Origin of the sequence: Pseudomonas sp. BP6, assembly GCF_017875935.1 — a bacterium.
Lineage (GTDB): Bacteria > Pseudomonadota > Gammaproteobacteria > Pseudomonadales > Pseudomonadaceae > Aquipseudomonas > Aquipseudomonas putida_Y.
On record NZ_JAGINI010000001.1, the window covers coordinates 2,474,686 to 2,493,566 of the forward strand.

At 62.7% G+C, this 18,881-nt stretch carries 15 protein-coding genes; 8 read left to right on the plus strand and 7 right to left on the minus strand.

Translation table 11 applies throughout. From position 1 onward, the window contains the following. Positions 1 to 221: 221 nt before the first annotated feature. Both J3A98_RS11310 and hisN read right to left on the minus strand, forming a co-directional pair. Positions 222 to 953, minus strand: coding sequence for a hypothetical protein (locus J3A98_RS11310; RefSeq protein ID WP_176684273.1), 732 nt, complete (start codon positions 951 to 953; stop codon positions 222 to 224). 186 nt (positions 954 to 1,139) lie between these two features. Next, positions 1,140 to 1,931 carry a histidinol-phosphatase gene (hisN, locus tag J3A98_RS11315; protein WP_176684274.1) on the minus strand — a complete coding sequence of 264 codons (792 nt, stop codon included), beginning with the start codon at positions 1,929 to 1,931 and terminating at the stop codon, positions 1,140 to 1,142. A 125-nt stretch (positions 1,932 to 2,056) separates the two neighbouring features. On the opposite strand from hisN, the gene J3A98_RS11320 reads away from it, so the two are divergent. Continuing rightward, positions 2,057 to 2,947, plus strand: a complete 891-nt coding sequence (locus J3A98_RS11320; RefSeq protein ID WP_176684275.1) for a universal stress protein — start codon at positions 2,057 to 2,059, stop codon at positions 2,945 to 2,947. Between the two features lie 265 nt (positions 2,948 to 3,212). Continuing rightward, positions 3,213 to 5,333 (plus strand): TonB-dependent siderophore receptor, encoded by a 2,121-nt coding sequence (locus J3A98_RS11325; RefSeq protein ID WP_209966201.1) that lies wholly within the window; start codon positions 3,213 to 3,215, stop codon positions 5,331 to 5,333. A 31-nt stretch (positions 5,334 to 5,364) separates the two neighbouring features. On the opposite strand, the gene J3A98_RS11330 is transcribed toward J3A98_RS11325, so the two are convergent. Both J3A98_RS11330 and J3A98_RS11335 read right to left on the minus strand, forming a co-directional pair. Then, positions 5,365 to 5,886 (minus strand): acyloxyacyl hydrolase, encoded by a 522-nt coding sequence (locus J3A98_RS11330; protein ID WP_176684277.1) that lies wholly within the window; start codon positions 5,884 to 5,886, stop codon positions 5,365 to 5,367. A 282-nt stretch (positions 5,887 to 6,168) separates the two neighbouring features. Next, positions 6,169 to 7,035 (minus strand): LysR family transcriptional regulator, encoded by an 867-nt coding sequence (locus J3A98_RS11335; protein WP_004374302.1) that lies wholly within the window; start codon positions 7,033 to 7,035, stop codon positions 6,169 to 6,171. 107 nt (positions 7,036 to 7,142) lie between these two features. Between J3A98_RS11335 and J3A98_RS11340 the strand changes: the two genes are divergently transcribed. After that, positions 7,143 to 8,528, plus strand: a complete 1,386-nt coding sequence (locus J3A98_RS11340; RefSeq protein ID WP_209966203.1) for an aldehyde dehydrogenase family protein — start codon at positions 7,143 to 7,145, stop codon at positions 8,526 to 8,528. A gap of 37 nt (positions 8,529 to 8,565) precedes the next feature. On the opposite strand, the gene J3A98_RS11345 is transcribed toward J3A98_RS11340, so the two are convergent. Both J3A98_RS11345 and J3A98_RS11350 read right to left on the minus strand, forming a co-directional pair. Further along, complete coding sequence (locus tag J3A98_RS11345) at positions 8,566 to 10,476, minus strand: AAA family ATPase (protein ID WP_209966205.1); 1,911 nt, start codon at positions 10,474 to 10,476, stop codon at positions 8,566 to 8,568. A gap of 78 nt (positions 10,477 to 10,554) precedes the next feature. Beyond that, positions 10,555 to 11,454 (minus strand): helix-turn-helix domain-containing protein, encoded by a 900-nt coding sequence (locus J3A98_RS11350; protein WP_209966207.1) that lies wholly within the window; start codon positions 11,452 to 11,454, stop codon positions 10,555 to 10,557. Positions 11,455 to 11,637: 183 nt separating this feature from the next. Between J3A98_RS11350 and J3A98_RS11355 the strand changes: the two genes are divergently transcribed. From J3A98_RS11355 to J3A98_RS11370, 4 genes are all read left to right on the plus strand, one after another. Next, positions 11,638 to 12,996, plus strand: a complete 1,359-nt coding sequence (locus J3A98_RS11355; RefSeq protein WP_021785086.1) for a glutamine synthetase family protein — start codon at positions 11,638 to 11,640, stop codon at positions 12,994 to 12,996. 80 nt (positions 12,997 to 13,076) lie between these two features. Beyond that, complete coding sequence (locus J3A98_RS11360) at positions 13,077 to 14,165, plus strand: polyamine ABC transporter substrate-binding protein (RefSeq protein ID WP_209966209.1); 1,089 nt, start codon at positions 13,077 to 13,079, stop codon at positions 14,163 to 14,165. 13 nt (positions 14,166 to 14,178) lie between these two features. Further along, positions 14,179 to 15,474: an FAD-binding oxidoreductase gene (locus J3A98_RS11365; RefSeq protein ID WP_209966211.1), complete on the plus strand. Its 1,296-nt coding sequence runs from the start codon at positions 14,179 to 14,181 to the stop codon at positions 15,472 to 15,474. 150 nt (positions 15,475 to 15,624) lie between these two features. Then, complete coding sequence (locus tag J3A98_RS11370) at positions 15,625 to 16,302, plus strand: DUF3313 domain-containing protein (RefSeq protein ID WP_176684283.1); 678 nt, start codon at positions 15,625 to 15,627, stop codon at positions 16,300 to 16,302. 87 nt (positions 16,303 to 16,389) lie between these two features. Here J3A98_RS11370 and J3A98_RS11375 read toward each other — a convergent pair whose 3' ends face one another. Continuing rightward, a complete protein-coding gene (locus J3A98_RS11375) occupies positions 16,390 to 17,766 on the minus strand; it encodes an L-serine ammonia-lyase (RefSeq protein WP_209966213.1) in 1,377 nt (458 codons plus the stop codon). A 146-nt stretch (positions 17,767 to 17,912) separates the two neighbouring features. Between J3A98_RS11375 and J3A98_RS11380 the strand changes: the two genes are divergently transcribed. Next, positions 17,913 to 18,854 (plus strand): LysR substrate-binding domain-containing protein, encoded by a 942-nt coding sequence (locus J3A98_RS11380; protein WP_176684285.1) that lies wholly within the window; start codon positions 17,913 to 17,915, stop codon positions 18,852 to 18,854. Positions 18,855 to 18,881: the final 27 nt, after the last annotated feature.

An 18,881-nucleotide genomic window follows, 5' to 3' on the forward strand; every position in this document is an offset into this window, starting at 1 on the left:
TCATTCTATCGGGCTGGCAGCGCGTCGCAGGGGCAGGCGACAGCCGGCGGATAGGGGACACTACAGCAAAAAGGCGGGGGTTGGGCAATGCAACGATGGGATTGGCTGGGCGGATAGCGGACAGGTCCGGCGTCATGTGTGTTCGTTTATCGAACAGTATCTTTCAGCACTCACGTGGCCTGCACATGGCGCCGGATCAGCACTCCTGCAACGACCGTCATTCACTGCACCGGCAGGAAGTTCATCAGCAACAGGCTCTGCGCGTAATTCAAGCCTATGCGCCGATAACGCTCATCCAGCAACTCGGCCAGCAAGTCCAGCCGCGCGACGATCTTGCCGAACTCCACGGCAAAACTCAGGTTGGTGCCCTCCTCCGAGATCTCGTTCGAGAACAGCAGCAACACCCCATTGGCATCTTGCCGCTGGCTGAGCATCCATGTTGCCTTCTCGATATTGCGCGCGGCGTTGTTGACGAACAGCGGGTCGATGGTATCGGTCATGTAGAACTCGGTACGCCCACCATGCGCGGTGATCAGCATGCTGCCAATGGCGTAGATGAAGGCTCCGACGCGGTCCCCGCGAAACTCGGGGCTCAGGGCGTAGCTCAAGGCTGCAAGGTCACGGCGGTTGCCCAGTTGCGGCAGCGGCCGGCGCTGTTCGATGGCGATGCGGATCTGTCGCTCGGCGGTGGCGGCGTCAAGGTAGCCAGACACTTTCCACTGGCTGGGGTTGCGCAGGTACAGCTTGTTCATCAGCAGGTACAGGCTTTGCAGGTTGTCGCGCATCGACAGCGTGGCCAGGCGGTCGACGCTGGTCTGGAACAGCTCGCTGGGTTTGCCGTTGCCGAGCTGGTTGACCATGTCACGGCCCTGCTGCTGCGTGCAGGCGCACAGGCATGCCAGGGCACCTGTCAGTAGCAGGCGGGGGAGGAAATTCGGGTAGCTTGCAACCATCGGTACCGGGTCGATATTCGGCGGCTGCGCCGGGAGTCAGCGCGGCCTGGCCAAGCATAGAGCCCGAAAATGGGAAAAAGTGCGGTGGCTGGAGAGAATGGAAACCTGTGGCGGCCTCTTCGCGGGTGAACCCGCTCCCACAAGAAGGGACTCGCCCGCGAAGAGGCTAGGCGCGACGAACCCGGATCACATGGCGTGGCGCAACATCTCCACCACCTGCGCATGCAGCGCAGGGTCCCCACAGGCCACCACGCAGCCGCCATCCTGCGCCGAACTACCATCCCACGCCGTGATGACGCCACCCGCCCCTTCGATGATCGGCATCAGCGCCTGTACGTCATACGGCTGAAGGCTCGCTTCGACAATCACGTCGACAAAGCCCGAGGCCAGCATGCAGTAGGCATAGCAATCACCGCCATAACGCATCAACCGCGCCTTGCCGGCGACCGCTTCGAATGCTGCCTTGCGCTCGGCGGTGTCGAACATGTCCGGCGTGGTGCACATCAGCGTGGCGGCAGCCAGGTCGGTGCAGGCACGCGTCTTCAGCGGCGTGCCACTGCGCCAGGCGCCTGCCGGGGTACCCACAAAACGTTCGCCGGTGAACGGCTGGTTCATCACGCCCAGCACCGGGCGGGTGCCGTCATTCAGGGCAATCAGGGTGCCCCACAGTGGCAGGCCGGTAATGAACGCCCGGGTGCCGTCGATCGGGTCCAGCACCCAGGTCAACGGGCTGCTGCCCACTGCAACGCCGGCCTCTTCACCGAGAATGCCATGTTCGGGATACCGAGCCTGGATCAACTCACGCATGGCATCCTCGGCGGCCTTGTCGGCCACGGTCACCGGGTCGTACAGGCGCCCGCCCTTGTCCTCGACATCCAGGCTGGCGCGGAAGTACGGCGCGATCGCTGCAGCGGCAGCATCGGCCAATTGCTCGGCAAAGGCGCGATACTCAACGATCTGTTCAGCACTCAGGGACATGGGGCGGGCCTCGTGACAATGATGGGGCACGCATCATACCCGACACATCGCCCCGGTGTACGTTGCGGCAGTCTAGACTGAACATGACCAGATCACCGGGGGGCTGCCACACGTGGAGGTGTGCGATGAGCCAGTTCAAACGTCTGTTCGTCATGCTCGGCCCGCAAATGCGTCATACGCCTGCGCTGCAACGCGCTGCGGCGTTGGCGGAATCCAGCGGTGCCCTGCTGGATATCAATGTATTCGTCGACGACGTCGACACCTTTGGCTTGATGAGCGATGGCCGTGAGCGTGAACGGCTGCTCAGCGACAACCGCCAATGGCTGGCGGATGAGGCCGAACAGCTGAGCGATGCCGGCCTGGACGTGTCCACCGAGCTGTTGTTGACCCGCGACCCGCTGGGCAGCGTACTAGAGCGGGTCGAACGGCTGGGCTGCGATCTGCTGGTCAAGGACGTACAGCACGAACCCGTACTCAAACGCCTGCTGGTAACGCCGCTGGACTGGCAATTGCTCAAGGACAGCCCGGTCGCCGTGCATCTGGTCAGCGACATTCGCCTGCCCCTGCCACGGCAGATCGCTGCCGCGGTGGACCTGAACAGCCACGGCGCTGGCGAACACCTGGACGAGCAAGTCATCCACTGCGCCCATGACCTGGCCCTGCAGTGCAACGCCGAGCTGCACCTGCTGCATGTGTGCGATGCGGCCAAGACCCACATCGCCGACTTCGGTGCCGGTGCGGTCACCATGCCCGGCTTCGATGGCAGCGTGCGTACCGCGCAGCGGGCGGCGTTCAACCGCCTGGGCGACCATCACCAGATTCCGCTGGAGCGCCGGCACTTCCTCGAAGGGGCTGCGACCAGGGCAATTGCCCAGTTCGTCGGCCACAACCGGGTGGACGTGATAGTCATGGGCAGCCATCGGCATGACGCCATGCAGACATTCCTGGGCGGGACAACGGCGCATGTGCTGGAACACCCGCTGTGCAATGTGTTGGCGATCAAGGCGATTCGCTGAGCTTCATCAGACTGACCAGGGGCCAGGCTAGGACGACCTTGTACTGCGAAGAGGCAATTCCACCCACAGAGCAGCTTCTGACCTATCGGTCCCTTCGCAGCACAAGGTTGCTCCTGCAGGCACTACTGTGACCGTAACTTCTTCCCCCTTGGTTTCTGGTACACCAGTGCCACTCAAAACTAATGCATTTGATAATGATTCGTAGTATGTTCGCGGCATCTCCCGACCCAGCCCCTTAGCGCCCTATTCAAGGACCGTACCGTCGATGCGCCGCACGTTCGTTTCGCTTTGTGTGCTTCATGCTGTCTCCCCGCTGGCCTTTGCCGAGCCTGAACCGCTCAGCGACCCTAACCAGATCGAACTCCAGGCCCTGAGCATCACCAGTACTGCCGACAGCGAACGCGCCGACGGCCCGGTCGAAGGCTACAAGGCCACCCGCTCGGCCAGTGCCACCCGCACCGACACGGCGCTGCACGAAACCCCGCAATCGGTCAGCGTGGTACCCAAGGATGTGCTGGTAGACACGGGCGCCACGCGCCTGCAGGACGGCCTGGACTACGCCGGTGGTGTCGGCCGCGCCAACAACTTCGGCGGCCAGGGCCTGACAACCTTCACCGTGCGTGGCTTCACGACCGGCGAGTTCTATCGCAACGGCTTTCCGATCAACCGCGGCTACCCCAACGCCCCGGACGCCAACACCGTCGAGCGCCTGGAGGTCATCCGTGGCCCGGCCAGCAGCCTGTACGGCCGTGGCGACCCTGGCGGTACGTTCAACGTGGTCAGCAAGCAGCCGTTGCCTGAGTCCAAGGTCACCCTTGGCAGCCAGTTCGACGACCAAGGCATGCACCGTGCCACCCTCGATGCCACCGGGCCGCTGAGCCAGGACGGCTCGCTGGCCTACCGCCTGAACATACTGGGTGAAGGTGGCGACAGCTTCCGCGACGATGTCGAAAGCGAACGCTACGATGTCGCCCCGGTCATCAGCTGGCAGGTCAATGACGCCACGAAGATCACCTTCGAAGGCGATTTCATGCGCAACAACCACCCCCTCGATCGCGGCCTGACCCGCTACCCCACCCAGACCGGCAGCGCCTCGCGCGATACCTATATCTGGGAAAAAGGCAGCGACAACCTGCTGCATAACGACAACAACATGGCGCAGCTGCGTTTCGAGCACCTGCTCAATGACAACTGGACGCTGGCTGGCGGGTTCCAGTTCCTCGATGGCTCGCTCAAAGGCAACGCTGTCGAAGCCGACGGCGCACCGGCAGATGGACGCACGCTGCAGCGCAACTTCAACTACCGCAAGCTGGAGTGGACCGACCGCGACTGGCAGCTGAACCTGACCGGGCATTTTGACACCGGCAATTTCAGCCATACCTTGTTGACCGGGGTCGAATACGAGAACTACGACTACAACTCGATCATCCAGCGTTCCTCGGCAGCCTACCCGATCGACATCTACAACCCGGTACTGGGCCAGCCGCGCCCGGCACTGGACCGCACCACCACCTGGGACAAGGAAAACCTGCAGACGTGGGCGTTCTTCATTCAGGACCAGGTAGCGCTGACCGAGCGATTGAAGGCGCTGGCGAGTGTGCGCTTCGAGCGTTTCGAGCATGACTATGACAACAAGCTGAACAATGCCGGCGATTTCAGCAAGGGCGAAAACGGCGTTACACCCCGCCTTGGCTTGATCTACGACCTGACCGATACCCTGGCGGTCTACGCCAACACCGCACGTTCGTTCAAACCCAATACGGGCACGCCGGCCAGTGGCGGCGGTTTCGACCCAGAGAAAGGCAAGTCCTACGAGCTGGGTGTGAAATGGGAGTCACTCGACCGCCAGTTGAGTGTCGACGCAGCGATCTACCACATCGTCAAGGAGAACGTCCTGACGCGCGACCCGGTGAATACCAACTACAGCTTGGCCGCCGGGGAAGTGCGCAGCCGCGGGCTGGATATCAACATCGCCGGCAATATCACGCCTGAGTGGCGGGTAATCGGTGGCTACGCCTATGTCGATGCCGAAGTTACCAAGGACAACCGCCTGCCGACGGGTACGCGACTGGCCAACATCCCGCGCAACAGCTTCAGCCTGCTCAACACTTATGAGTTCCAGGACGGTTTTGCCAAAGGTTTGGGGCTAGGGCTTGGGTTGAAGTATGTGGATGACCGCAATGGCCAGACCGAGGCGGTCACCTACAACATGGACCAGTACACCGTGGTTGACCTGCTGACGTTCTACAAGGTCAACGAACACGTGCGGTTGAATCTGGACGTGAAGAACGTGTTCAACAAGGGGTATGACGAGGGGGCGTTCAACAGCTACGTATACCCCGGCGCACCGCGCACGGTGCAGGCCGGCGTTTCCTATACGTTCTGAATTGCCGGGGCCGCGCAGCGGCCCCGTAATGTCAGAAAGCTCTGCTATAGAACAGCGAGTACGACTCGATGCCGTCGTTTGGCTGCTTTATCCCGGCGTTGGAGTAGTGCATGGCACGGATGCCTACCTTCTGTTCTCCCGGCAACTTCAGGCCAAAGCCGATACGGTCTTCGAAGTTGACCGACGACCCCAGTCGCTGGTCGCCCACGTCGGTCTTTGAAAACGCTGCCAGGCCAATACCTGCCTCGATGTAAGGCGTGTAGGTAAAGCCGCTGAACTCATACGTGAACACCGGGCTGAACGACAGCGAATGCGCACCACTGGCATCGCCACCTTCCCAATAGGTGTAGGCCGCATCCCAGTAACCGCTCACATGACCGGCACTGCTTTGCAGCCATTTCTTGTCCCAGTCGAACGACATGCCGATACGGTAGGTCATGTCACCTTGGCCAGTGGCGCCCACGGCGCCTGATATCTGCGCAGCCTGGACCAGATCGGCTCCGGCAAAGGCCAGCACTGCAACGGCCAGCGAAGCTGCTAGACGGGTTTTCATCAACGACTCTCCTGATGGTCTACACGGCAAGCGGGGGCTTGGGCCCCTCGATGTTATGCGCTGACCGGTGCATCCAAACCGGTCATACGAAGTAATACTTTTCTGATTATTGTCCAGATAATCAGAAAGTTGGAAGTGTATTGCCACTATTGGCTAAATCACTTGGAAACGCTGTGCTTTGCCGGGAGGCAGCTGCACATACAGCAGTGGCCCGGCATCGCTGACGCTGAGCACGGGCTGGCCCTGAGCATTCTGGATATCGACTGTTATCGAGAAAAAACATCAGCTTGCGCGTCCTTCTTCAAGCAACTTCACGAACATGCTCAAACTGCGCGAGACCGTACCCCGTCGCCATACCAGCCAGGTTTTCAGGTAGCGGAAGTCCTCTGACATTGGCCAGGCGCTGACGGTGCTGCACCCGGGCATATTGTCGAGCATGCTGCGCGGCAGCATGGCCAGACCGGCGCCCGCACTGACGCAGGCCAACATGCCGTGATAGGACTCCATTTCGTGGATCTTGCCCGGTACCGCCTGGTCCTGTACGAACCAGTTTTCGAAGTGATGGCGGTACGAACAGTTGGCGCGGAAGGCATAGATGCTTTCACCGTTCACGTCCTGGGCGCGGGTCACCGGTGTATGGTTGAGTGGCGCAATGACCATCATCTCTTCCTCGAACACCGGTATGCCCTCCAGCGTCGGGTGCAGCACCGGGCCGTCGACGAACGCGGCCACCAGGCGGCCAGACAGCACGCCTTCGAGCATGGTCCCGGAGGGCCCGGTGGACAGGTCAAGGTCAACCTTGGGGTAGCGCTGGTTATAGGCCGCCAGCAACGCGGGGATGCGCACCGCCGCCGTGCTTTCCAGTGATCCTAGGGCAAAGGTGCCCTGCGGGTCTTCACCCGCCACGGTCAGCCGCGCCTCATGGACCAGGTCGAGGATGCGCCGGGTATATTCGAGGAAGTTCCAGCCCGCAGGCGACAGGCGCAGGCGGCTCTTCTCACGAATGAACAGCTCTACCCCCAAGTCCTCCTCCAGTTGCTTGATGCGCGTGGTCAGGTTCGACGGCACCCGATGGATGTGCTGCGCGGCGGCGCTGATGCTGCCCTGCTCTGCCACGGCCTTGAAGATCTCCAGTTGCACCAGGTCCACAGCCATTCTCCAAACGTGAATGTTTCGCTCATTATTATTCAGTTTTCATTAAAGCCATAGCCCACTAGTCTGGCCTCACTGATTAACAACAACGAGAGTGTCCCGCCATGAGCGCGATCAGCAGCCTGACCCACGCCATCTCCCTCGACCCGTACAGCGGCGAGCAGATCGGCGCCTACCCGTTCGACAGCGACGCCGCACTGGAAGCGGCGCTGCAACGTGCCAAGGTTGGCTACCGCCAGTGGCGCCAGGTGTCGCTGGGTCAGCGCAGCGAGTACCTGCTGGCCCTGGCCGGCACCCTCGAAACCAAGGCCGAAGCCTTCGCGCACATGATCAGCCGCGAAATTGGCAAGCCGATCGCCCAGGCTCGCGGTGAAGTCAGCAAGTGTGTGGGCCTTTGCCGCTGGTACGCCGAGCACGGCCCGGCCATGCTCGCCGCCGAGCCGACCCAGGTCGAAAAAGCCCGTATCGAATACCGCCCGCTAGGCCCGATCCTGGCCGTGATGCCGTGGAACTTCCCGCTCTGGCAGGTGCTGCGCGGCGCCGTGCCGGCGATTCTGGCGGGTAACACCTACGTGCTCAAGCACGCACCGAACGTGATGGGCAGCGCTTACCTGATGGCTGAGCTGTTCAAGGATGCCGGCCTGCCGGAAGGCGTGTTCGAAGTACTGAACGTGACCCCGGATGGCGTTACCCGCGCCATCAACGATCCGCGCATCGCCGCCGTGACCCTGACCGGCAGCGTGCGTGCCGGCATGGCGATTGGTGCACAGGCCGGTGCCGCGCTGAAGAAGTGCGTGTTGGAACTGGGTGGCTCCGACCCGTTCATCGTGCTGGCTGACGCCGACCTGGATGCCGCCGTTCAGGCTGCGGTGATAGGCCGCTACCAGAACACCGGCCAGGTGTGTGCCGCCGCCAAGCGCCTGATCGTGGAAGCCAGCATCGTCGACGCGTTCACCCACAAGTTCGTTGAAGCCACGCGCCAGCTGAAAATCGGCAACCCGCTGGAGGACGACACCTATATCGGCCCGATGGCCCGCTACGACCTGCGCGACGAGTTGGACGGCCAGGTTCAGGCGACGTTGGCCGAAGGCGCCACGTTGCTGCTGGGCGGCAACAAGGTCGAAGGTGTGGCCAACTTCTACGCGCCGACCGTGTTCGCCAATGTCACCCCGGACATGACCGCGTTCAAGCAGGAGCTGTTCGGCCCGGTAGCGGCGATCATCACTGCACGCGATGCCGACCATGCCGTGGAACTGGCCAACGACAGCGAGTTCGGCCTGGCCTCGACCATCTACACAGCCGACTATGCGCTGGCCGAACGCATGACCGCCGCACTGGATACCGGTGGCGTGTTCATCAACGGCTACTGCGCTTCCGACCCCCGTGTTGCGTTTGGTGGCGTGAAGAAGAGCGGTTTCGGCCGTGAACTGTCGCACTTTGGGGTGCGCGAGTTCACCAATGCCCAGACGGTGTGGCTGGACCGTAACTGATCCATGACCCTGGGGCTGCTTTGCAGCCCCAGGCGCTTCAATCCCGAACCTGGTCCTTGACCCAGTCCAGCATCCCCCCCGGCACGATCAGTTCATGCCGCGCCCGCGAACAGGCGGTATACAACCCCGCCAGCATACGCGCCCGTTCATTGCGGTTACCCGCCACCTGTGGCGCCACCATCAGCTCCGGCGACACCATCACCCGGGCAAACTCCATGTTCTTCACATCCCGTACACGCCCCAGGAACAACTTCGGCGCCTTGTCCCAGCGGTAACGGCTCTTGGCCTTGGCAAAGTGCTCCGGCGTGTAGCCCTTGCGCAGCATGTTGGCCACGGCGACGAACGCTTTGTCATCGCCCTTGTCCTGCTCCAGCGCCTGCCAGCTGGCATAGCGGAACAGCATCGGGTGGCGCGGCCGCGTGCCGTAGCGGTACAGCTCGATGCAGTCCTCGACGAACAGTTCAAAGTCCTTGCGAGCGCTTTTCAGCAACAAGAACGGCACACCCTGATGCGTCAGGCGCTGGAACCAGCCAAACAGCCCCCATTCATCATCGACGATAAGCGCCGTGGGCTGTTCCGGCACCATCACCGTATCGAAGAAGCTGACCCGGGTGTAGTGCTCGGCGTTGCCACTGAAGGCCGCCTGGATCGTGGCCGGGTGCGCCTGGATCAACGGGTTGAGCACATTGTCCATTGCCGGCCCGGCGCGCAGTGAATGGTCGATGCAGCGTTGCCGGATGAAGCTGCCATGGTGCGGGCTGAGGCCGTTGAGGTTTTGCAGTTCGTCACCCAGGGTAATGATCGACTGTGGACTGCGATCGAGTACCGCCAGCATCGGTGCCGACAGCTCGTGGGCCTCGTCGACGATGACATGGGTGTAACGGCTGTCGATCACATGCTCGGTCAGCGACAGCAGCTTGACCCGGTGGTAGTCACGCACCGGCAGCTGAATGTCCCGCGCCGACGGACGAATCAGCTCTTGCCAGTACAGGCGTGCCTTCTCCAGCAGCACCTCCTGATCCAGCGGCGAAGTGCCCGGCCCGGCCCAGGGCAAGTGGTGCAGCTGAAGTTGGGTATCGGCACTGTGGCAGAACGTGCGCACGGCGCGGATACACAAGGCAACCACGTCACGCGCTGCGAGCGGGCCGATATCTGGGATGGCCAGCCAGCGCACCACTTGCGCTTCCTGGGGGCGCCAGGACAGCTTGGTGCGGTATGGGTCGCGCAGTCGCCAGCCGTTGCTGGTGAGGTCGCGGTTGAGCAGCTCGTCAGCCAATTGGCCGAAGGTCAGCGCGGTATAGGCGGCAGCGTCCTTGACCCGCGCCTGCAGCGCGCGCAACTGCCCTTCGGTCAAGGCCAGCAGCAATGTGCGCTGGGGGTCCAGCAGCCGGGCGAACTGGTGAATCAGGAAGGTCTTGCCGGTGCCGGCGAAACCTTGCACAGCCACAGACTCGTCGATGCCACTGAGGAATTCACGCAGCAGGCGGTTCTGCTGGTCGCTGAGCATCAAGTCACTGGCCAGCGACGGCAGGTACACCGGGTGCAGCGGCGTGGCCCGTTGGCGGTAGCGGTCGGCGAACTGGAAGTTCCACTGGCCTTCGTCATCCAGCAACTCGTCCGCCTGGTATTCCACTTCGGCCGACAGCAGTGCAATGCCATTTTCGCCCAGCATGCCCAGGCCCATGGCGAACGCTTCGCGATCGAAGTGCTGCGCTACCTGGCCCTGGAAGCGCCCGGGGGCGACACCTTCGACTTGGTTGGCGATGCGCACGATTTCAGCGAAACGACGCTCCTGCGCGTCGGCCGAGGCGGTGGCTGGCTGGCGTGGCAGGTTTTGCACGAACAGCACGGCAGCGGCATCGAGCACACTGGCGGTGGTGAAGAACTCGGTTACAGCCGCGCTGGCGAGGCGGTCAGCCTGGTCGCTGGGCAAAGGCAGGTAGAACATCGGCACCTCGGGTGAAATCAGGGCGGCACGATAGCAACTTTCGGCACGGGATGCTGGGTTCAGTTTTGGCGTGCCCCCTCAACCCCTGCCCCGCCGCAACGTCTCGCTCGGAAACTCCTTGAACAACTGCCGATAACTCTCTGAAAACCTTCCCAAATGCCAGAACGACCAACGCATCGCTACCTCGGCGACGGTCACCCCTCCTCCCCGCAAAAGATCGCGCCGCGCGCCGTTCAAACGGCGCAGCCGTAACCAGTGCGCAGGCGGCATGCCGGTGAACGCTTTGAACGCCTGTTGCAACTGACGCAATGAAACCCCGGCAACCTCCGCCAACTCCACCAGGTTCAGCGTTTCTTCCGGGCAGTCGGCCGCCCATTCGCTGACCCGGCGCATGATCGCCCGCTCCTCGTCACGTCGCCCCAGGGCCACACCCTGCAAGCGCTGGCAGGCGTTGTCGAGTATGAACAGGCAGTCCTCCAGCAGTTGCTCTGCCAGGGCCGGCCCCTGCAGCGGGCTGCCGGCCTCGGCCAGGCGCGTCAGGATGGCGCTCAGCCAACTGCCGAACAAGGCATTCTGGCCGCTGCCCAATGGCACCATGAACAACCCCTCCAGGCGCTGCGGGTCCAGCCCATGACGGGCCAGGAAGGCCTGGTCGAACACGACCGCCACCTCGTGGTAGTTCTCCGGCGTGATCCAGATATTGCGGCTTTGTTCGTTCAGCAGGTACAGGCTGTTCTCGCTGCGGTCGAAGCAAAACGCCAACGCGCCGCTTGGCGCGCGAAAAAACTGCTCCACACGGGTATTCAGGCGCTCTTCGTACACCTCCACGCCATCCAGCCCCAGACAACGCAGCTCACCGCTGAAGTACCCGGGTGACATCTGCCGGTACTGCTGCTGCCAGCCAGGGGTGGCGCGCACTTGCTCGGTGACGTCAGTGGTATGGAAAGCCTGGACCTTCAACGCATTGGCGGTTGTCACACATCATCCTGTATGCACTCTTTTGGTGCATTCGATACTGAAGAAAGTGGATAGATCGCCCCGGGGGGCTGCGCCCAAGATAGTCTCCAGCGCGTCACCTGGGAAGCGTAACGCCTTCGCAACTGTTGAACGGTTTTCGCAAGCGTCCACGCTCCCACACCAAAACCCAACCAAGAGGTCTGTATGAACGCCCCCTTCGATCAGCTGTCCACCTGGCTGAAAGAACACCGGATCACCGAAGTCGAATGCGTGATCAGCGACTTGACCGGCATCGCCCGCGGCAAGATCGCGCCCACCGCCAAGTTCCTCCATGAGCGAGGCATGCGCCTGCCAGAAAGCGTGCTGCTGCAGACGGTCACCGGCGACTACGTCGATGATGACATCTATTACAACCTGCTCGACGCCGCCGACATCGACATGGTCTGCCGCCCTGACCCCACTGCCGTTTACCAGATCCCGTGGGCGATCGAGCCAACCGCGATCGTGATCCACGACACCTTCGACAAGCAAGGCAACCCCATCGAGCTTTCGCCACGCAACGTGCTGAAGAAGGTGCTCAAGCTGTACGCCGACAAGGGCTGGCAGCCAATCGTCGCGCCCGAGATGGAATTCTACCTGACCAAGCGCTGCGAAGACCCGGACTTGCCACTGCAGGTGCCACTGGGGCGTTCCGGCCGTGCTGAAAGTGGCCGTCAATCGTTCTCGATCGATGCCGCCAACGAATTCGACCCACTGTTCGAAGACGTCTACGACTGGTGCGAGATCCAGGGCCTGGACCTGGATACGCTGATCCACGAAGACGGCCCGGCGCAGATGGAAATCAACTTCCGCCACGGCGATGCGCTGGACCTGGCCGACCAGATCACCGTGTTCAAGCGCACCATGCGCGAGGCAGCGCTCAAGCACAACGTGGCCGCCACGTTCATGGCCAAGCCGATCACCGACGAACCCGGCAGTGCCATGCACCTGCACCAGAGCGTGGTCGACATCGCCACGGGCAAACCGATCTTCGCCAACGAAGACGGCAGCATGAGCCCGCTGTTCCTGCATCACATCGGCGGCTTGCAGAAGTACATCCCCAAGCTGCTGCCGATGTTCGCGCCCAACGTCAACTCGTTCCGCCGCTTCCTGCCGGATACTTCGGCACCGGTCAACGTCGAGTGGGGTGTAGAAAACCGCACCGCCGGCTTGCGCGTGCCTACGTCCAGCCCGGAGGCGATGCGGGTGGAAAACCGCCTGCCGGGCGCCGATGCCAACCCGTACCTGGCCATCGCTGCCAGCCTGCTGTGCGGCTACCTGGGCATGGTCGAGCAGATCGACCCTAGCGCAGCAGTGCAGGGCCGTGCCTATGAACGACGCAACCTGCGCCTGCCGATCACCATCGAAGATGCGCTGCAGCACATGGAAGACTGCGAAACCGTGCAGCAGTACCTGGGCAAGCAATTCGTCCAGGGCTACGTGGCGGTCAAGCGCGCCGAACACGAGAACTACAAGCGCGTCATCAGCTCGTGGGAGCGTGAATTCCTGATGCTGAGTGTCTGATCCACTGCGGGGGTGCTTTGCACCCCATGCACAGGCAAGCCTGCTCCGAACTCGAAGAACAAGACCAACGAGGTGTTCCCATGCGTCATCTGCAAGCCCTGATCCCCGCTGCATTCACCCTGCTGTTCGCCACCACCACCCAGGCCACGCCCACGGTCAGTGTGTACAACTGGACCGACTACATCGGTGACACCACCTTGGCCGATTTCCAGGCCAGCAGCGGAATCAAGGTGGTCTATGACGTGTTCGACTCCAACGAAACCCTCGAAGGCAAGCTGTTGGCCGGGCGCACAGGTTATGACGTGGTGGTACCGTCCAACCACTTCCTCGCCCGCCAGGCCCAGGCCGGGGCCTTCCTGCCGTTGGACCGCAGCAAGTTGCCGAACTGGCAGCACCTGGACCCCAAACTGCTCAAGCAACTTGAACAGAACGACCCCGGCAACCAGTACGCCGTGCCTTACCTGTGGGGCACCAATGGCATCGGCTACAACGTCGACAAGGTCAAGGCGGCACTGGGTGTGGACCATATCGACTCGTGGGCGGTGCTGTTCGAGCCCGAGAACCTGAAAAAGCTCAAGCAGTGCGGCGTGGCATTCATGGACTCGCCCGACGAACTGTTCCCGGCCGTGCTCAACTACCTGGGCCTGGACCCGCGCAGCGAAAAACCGGGCGATTACGCCAAGGCCGAGGCCCGGCTACTCGAACTGCGCCCCTACATCACCTACTTCCACTCCTCCAAGTACGTCTCGGACCTGGCGAACGGTAATGTCTGCGTAGCGTTCGGCTACTCCGGCGACGTGTTCCAGGCTGCCAACCGCGCCGTAGAAGCGAAGAACGGCGTGAAGGTCGCCTACAGCATTCCCAAGGAAGGCAGCAACCTGTGGTTCGACCTGCTGGCCATCCCCAAGGACGCCAACAACCCCGAGCAGGCCCTGGCGTTCATCAACTACCTGCTCGACCCCAAAGTGATCGCCAAGGTCAGCGCCACGGTCGGCTATGCCAATGCCAACCCGGACGCCAAGGCCTACATGGATGCATCGCTGGTGAACAATCCCGAGATCTATCCACCCCAGGAGGTGCTGGACAAGCTGTACATCTCCAGCACCCCGAGCCCGAAAATCATGCGCGTCATGACCCGCTCCTGGAGCAAGATCAAGTCCAACCGCTGAGTCGAGAACGCTCATGTCTTTCAATACCCAACACACCGCCTCGTACTACGCCGCCACAGCGCGCGACGCGGCACCCTACCCCAGCCTGGACAGTGAACTGACGGCCGACGTATGCGTGATCGGCGGCGGGCTGACCGGGGTCAATACCGCCCTGGAGCTGGCCGAGCGCGGCCTCTCGGTGGTGCTGCTGGAAGCCCGGCGCATCGGCTGGGGCGCCAGTGGGCGCAATGGCGGCCAACTGATTCGCGGTATCGGCCATGATGTCAGCGGCTTTGCCCGGCATGTCGGGCAGGACGGTGTGCGCTACCTGAAACAGGCCGGCATAGACTCAGTGGAACTGGTGGCCAACCGCATCGCCCGCTACGGTATTGCCTGCGATCTGCGCTGGGGCTTCTGCGAACTGGCCAACACCGATGCGCAGTTCGCCGCTTTCAAGAATGAACAGGACGACCTGGCCGCCCTGGGCTATCGCCATGAAACACGCCTGGTCGGCGCCGGGCAGTTGAACGAGATCGTCGCCAGCGACCAGTACGCTGGCGGCCTGGTAGACATGGGCTCGGGCCACCTGCACCCGCTGGATCTGGTACAGGGCGAAGCCCGCGCGGCTCACAGCCTGGGCGTGCGCATTTTCGAGCAAAGCCCGGTCCTGCGCATTGAGCACGGGCCCAGGCTGACGCTGTACACGGCGCGCGGCAAGGTGCGCGCAAGCAGCCTGGTGCTGGGCTGCAACGCTCACCTCGATGAACTGGAACCGCGCCTGAGTGGCAAGGTGCTCCCGGCCGGCAGCTATGTGGTGGCCACCGAACCCTTGCCCGAAGCGCTGGCCAGCAGCCTGATCCCGCAGAACATGGCGCTGTGCGACCAGAAGGTCGGCCTGGACTACTACCGTCTCACTGCAGACCGCCGCCTGCTGTTCGGTGGCGCCTGCCACTATTCCGGGCGCGACCCTAAAGACATCGGCGCGTACATGCGGCCGAAGGTATTGAAGGTGTTCCCGCAACTGGCCAACGTGCGCATCGACTACCAGTGGGGTGGCATGATCGGCATCACCGCCAACCGGTTCCCCCAGGTCGGGCGCCTTGGCCAGCACCCCAACGTGTATTACGCCCAAGGCTATTCCGGGCACGGGCTGAACGTGACGCACTGGACGGCGAAATTGCTGGCCGAAAGCATCGCCCTCGGCCATAGCCACGGCCTGGATGTGTTCAGCGCCGTGCCGCACCTGACCTTCCCCGGCGGCAAGACCCTGCGCTCACCCCTGCTGGCACTGGGCATGCTGTGGTACCGCTTGCGTGAGGCCCTGAGTTGAGTGGGCAACAACGTTTGCAGCGCCACTCAGGGCGAGCGCGTCCCGGTCACGCATTCTGTACTTTTCAAAGAGGATTGCCCCGTCCACTGGCCAACTGCCTCGCACCTGCTAGCGTTGTTGAGGCCGACCTCTCATGGATGCCTTTTCATCATGAAATCATTGCCTCGCATTACCCTGTTGTGCGCCGCGCTGCTTGCCGTGGCCGCCTGCTCCAGCAACCGCGTGGACCCCAAGGATTACTCCGGCTTCCTCAAGGATTACAGCCGGCTGCAAGAGGCCAAGAGCCCGTCGGGTGACCCGGTGATGCGCTGGATCGACCCCAAGGTCAATATCAACCAGTACAGCCAGGTGTTCGTCGAGCCAAGCCAGTTCTACCCCAAACCGCAGCCAACAGCGGTTATCTCGCAGCAGACGCTGCAGGAAATCACCCGCTACTTCAACGAGGCCCTGCGCAGGGAAATGAGCAGCGTGATGCCTCTGGCCAAGGGGCCTGGCCCGGGCGTGATCGTGATACGCCCGGCGATCACGGCAGTGTCCACCAGTAACGAGGGCCTCAGGCCTTACGAGGTGATCCCTATCGCGCTTATCGCGGCGGGAGTGAATACCGCCATGGGTGGCCGCGACCAGGACGTGGATGTCGGTGTAGAGGCAGCGTTCCTGGACGGCGCCAGCCAGAAGGTGCTGGCCCAGGTGGTACGCAAGGGCGCGGGCCAGGAGCTGGAAAACGATACCCAGAAGCTGACCTTGAACGACGTCAAGCCGGTGCTGGATGGCTGGGCCAAGGACATGCGTGCGAGCTTCCTGGCAGCGAAGCAGAAAGGCCGCTGATTCAGTTCTGACCCAACCGGTCAACGCAATCTGGTTCAGGAGCGGCCCATCGAGACACAAGGCCGCTCCAGTTGACCGCGTTGAAACTCAGCACTCGACAAAAGCGACCGCCAAACCGCCGCGCGAGGTTTCCTTGTAGTTGGCATGCATGTCCGCCCCGGTATCACGCATGGTGCGGATCACCCGATCGAGCGAGATGAAGTGCTCGCCATCCCCCCGCAGCGCCATCTGCACGGCATTGATCGCTTTTACTGCAGCAATTGCATTGCGCTCGATACAGGGCACCTGCACCAGGCCACCCACGGGGTCGCAAGTGAGCCCGAGGTTGTGCTCCAGGGCAATCTCGGCCGCGTTTTCCAACTGCGGCGGCGTCGCCCCCAGCACCTGGGCCAAGCCGGCGGCAGCCATCGAACAGGCCGAACCCACCTCGCCCTGGCAGCCTACCTCTGCCCCCGAGATCGACGCATTTTTCTTGCACAAAATACCGACCGCCGCAGCCGCCAGCAGGAAATCGACGACATCGGCATCGCAAACGGTCGGGTTGAACTTCATGTAGTAATGCAGCACAGCCGGGATAATGCCAGCGGCACCGTTGGTGGGCGCGGTAACCATGCGCCCGCCCGCGGCGTTCTCCTCATTGACCGCCAAGGCGAACAGGTTCACCCACTCCATGGCGCTGAGGGTTGAGCCGATCACGTTGGGCTTGCCCAACTCCTGCAGGCTGCGGTGCAACCGCGCAGCGCGGCGCTTGACGTGCAAGCCGCCTGGCAGGACGCCCTCGTTGCGCAGGCCGTTCGCCACGCACTCACGCATGGCCGCCCAGATGCGCAACAAGCCTTCGCGCACCTCGGCCTCCGGGCGCCAGGCGCATTCGTTGGCCATCATCAGTTGCGCCACGCTCAGGTTGTGGGCCTTGCACAACGCCAGCAGTTGGGCACCACTGTCAAACTCATAAGGCAGCATCACGGCATTCGCTTCGCTTGCCGGCGCATCGATCTCGGCTTGCTCGACGATGAAGCCGCCGCCTACCGAAAAATAGGTCTGGCTCAACAGGCTGTGCTGCCCGTCCATGGCTTCCAGGCTCATGGCATTGGGGTGATAAGGCAGGCTATCGTCGAGCAGCAGCATGTCACGGCCGTAGTCGAAGGCCAGCGGATGGCTACCGTCGAGCATCAGGCAGTGCTCTTGCAGGACCTGGCCGATGCGCGACTCGATCGTGGACGGGTCGATACGGTCCGGCCACTGGCCCATCAAGCCTAGCAGGCACGCGCGGTCGGTGGCATGGCCAACCCCGGTCGCCGACAGCGAGCCATACAGCCGCACTTCCACGCGCGTTACCCGGGCAAGCAGCCCCTGCTCACGCAAGGCCTGGGCAAAGGTGGCCGCCGCGCGCATCGGGCCGACGGTGTGGGAGCTGGAAGGCCCGATGCCAATTTTGAAAAGGTCGAAAACACTGATAGCCATGCTAATGCCTGCCCCTACCCTGATATGCATCCAAGATAGAGTTGTCTGGAGAAATTGAGCGTTGTTGCGATTTTGCGCGATACTGACGCGATGGCTCACGGATGACCAACGAAACCTCCTAAGCAAGCCTTTAGCGGTACTAAACGATGCGACGACAACTCAATGGTCAGATGTTCGTCTGGCTGCATGTATTTGCCTGCGCAGCCCGGCACTTGTCCTTCACCCGTTGTGCCGAAGAGCTGCATATCACCCCGGGCGCGGTCAGCCAGCAGATGCGCCAACTGGAAGAGCGCCTGGGCTACCGGCTGTTCCTGCGCCGGGCGCGCGGCGTGGAGCTGAGCGCCGAGGGGCAACGCCTGGCCCAGACGGTGGCCGAGGCCTACGGCAATATCGAGGCCGAACTGCTGCGGCTGGACGCGGGAGAAATCCGCGGCACGTTGCGTGTGCGTTCGATCCCGTCGTTCCTGGCCAAATGGCTCACGCCGCGCTTGCCGCGTTTTCAACAACGTTACCCGGACATCGAGTTGCGCCTGGTGGCTGAGGACAGTGCCCAGGCGCTGACGCCGGGCGACTTCGACCTGGCCATCGACCTGAACGATGGCAGTTACCCAGGCATGCTCTCGACGCCGCTGCTGGACGAGCAGATCTTCCCGGTGTGCTCACCTGCCCTGCTGCGCGGGCGCCCGCCGCTGCACGGCCCGGCTGACCTGGCGCACTACCCGCTGCTGCATGACATCACCGCCTGGCGTGGCAGTTCGGAATATGCCGAGTGGGAGTTCTACCTGGAAGGCATCGGCGCCGCCGGCCTGGATGTACGGCGCGGGCACACCTTCAACCGCAACCACCTGACCATCGAGGCGGCGATTGCCGGGATCGGCGTGGCGATTGCCCGGCGCACGCTGCTCAATGATGAACTGGAACGCGGGGCACTGATCGTGCCGTTTGGTGTACCGATCGCCAACCACAAGCGTTATGTGGTGCATTACCCGCCAGGCGGCTTGAACCAGCCGGGTGCGCGGGCAGTGCATGACTGGCTGGTGGAAGAAGCGCGGGGGTTCAGGGAGTTGCATCCGTTGAACAAGGACTAACTGGCGGTACACGGTCGATGCGGGCGG

Coding starts and splice junctions, on each gene's coding strand:
- J3A98_RS11310 (WP_176684273.1), bottom strand. CDS start 953: ATGGTTGCAAGCTACCCGAATTTCCTCCCCCGCCTGCTACTGACAGGT.
- hisN (WP_176684274.1), bottom strand. CDS start 1,931: ATGTCCCTGAGTGCTGAACAGATCGTTGAGTATCGCGCCTTTGCCGAG.
- J3A98_RS11320 (WP_176684275.1), top strand. CDS start 2,057: ATGAGCCAGTTCAAACGTCTGTTCGTCATGCTCGGCCCGCAAATGCGT.
- J3A98_RS11325 (WP_209966201.1), top strand. CDS start 3,213: ATGCGCCGCACGTTCGTTTCGCTTTGTGTGCTTCATGCTGTCTCCCCG.
- J3A98_RS11330 (WP_176684277.1), bottom strand. CDS start 5,886: ATGAAAACCCGTCTAGCAGCTTCGCTGGCCGTTGCAGTGCTGGCCTTT.
- J3A98_RS11340 (WP_209966203.1), top strand. CDS start 7,143: ATGAGCGCGATCAGCAGCCTGACCCACGCCATCTCCCTCGACCCGTAC.
- J3A98_RS11345 (WP_209966205.1), bottom strand. CDS start 10,476: ATGTTCTACCTGCCTTTGCCCAGCGACCAGGCTGACCGCCTCGCCAGC.
- J3A98_RS11355 (WP_021785086.1), top strand. CDS start 11,638: ATGAACGCCCCCTTCGATCAGCTGTCCACCTGGCTGAAAGAACACCGG.
- J3A98_RS11360 (WP_209966209.1), top strand. CDS start 13,077: ATGCGTCATCTGCAAGCCCTGATCCCCGCTGCATTCACCCTGCTGTTC.
- J3A98_RS11365 (WP_209966211.1), top strand. CDS start 14,179: ATGTCTTTCAATACCCAACACACCGCCTCGTACTACGCCGCCACAGCG.
- J3A98_RS11370 (WP_176684283.1), top strand. CDS start 15,625: ATGAAATCATTGCCTCGCATTACCCTGTTGTGCGCCGCGCTGCTTGCC.
- J3A98_RS11375 (WP_209966213.1), bottom strand. CDS start 17,766: ATGGCTATCAGTGTTTTCGACCTTTTCAAAATTGGCATCGGGCCTTCC.
- J3A98_RS11380 (WP_176684285.1), top strand. CDS start 17,913: ATGCGACGACAACTCAATGGTCAGATGTTCGTCTGGCTGCATGTATTT.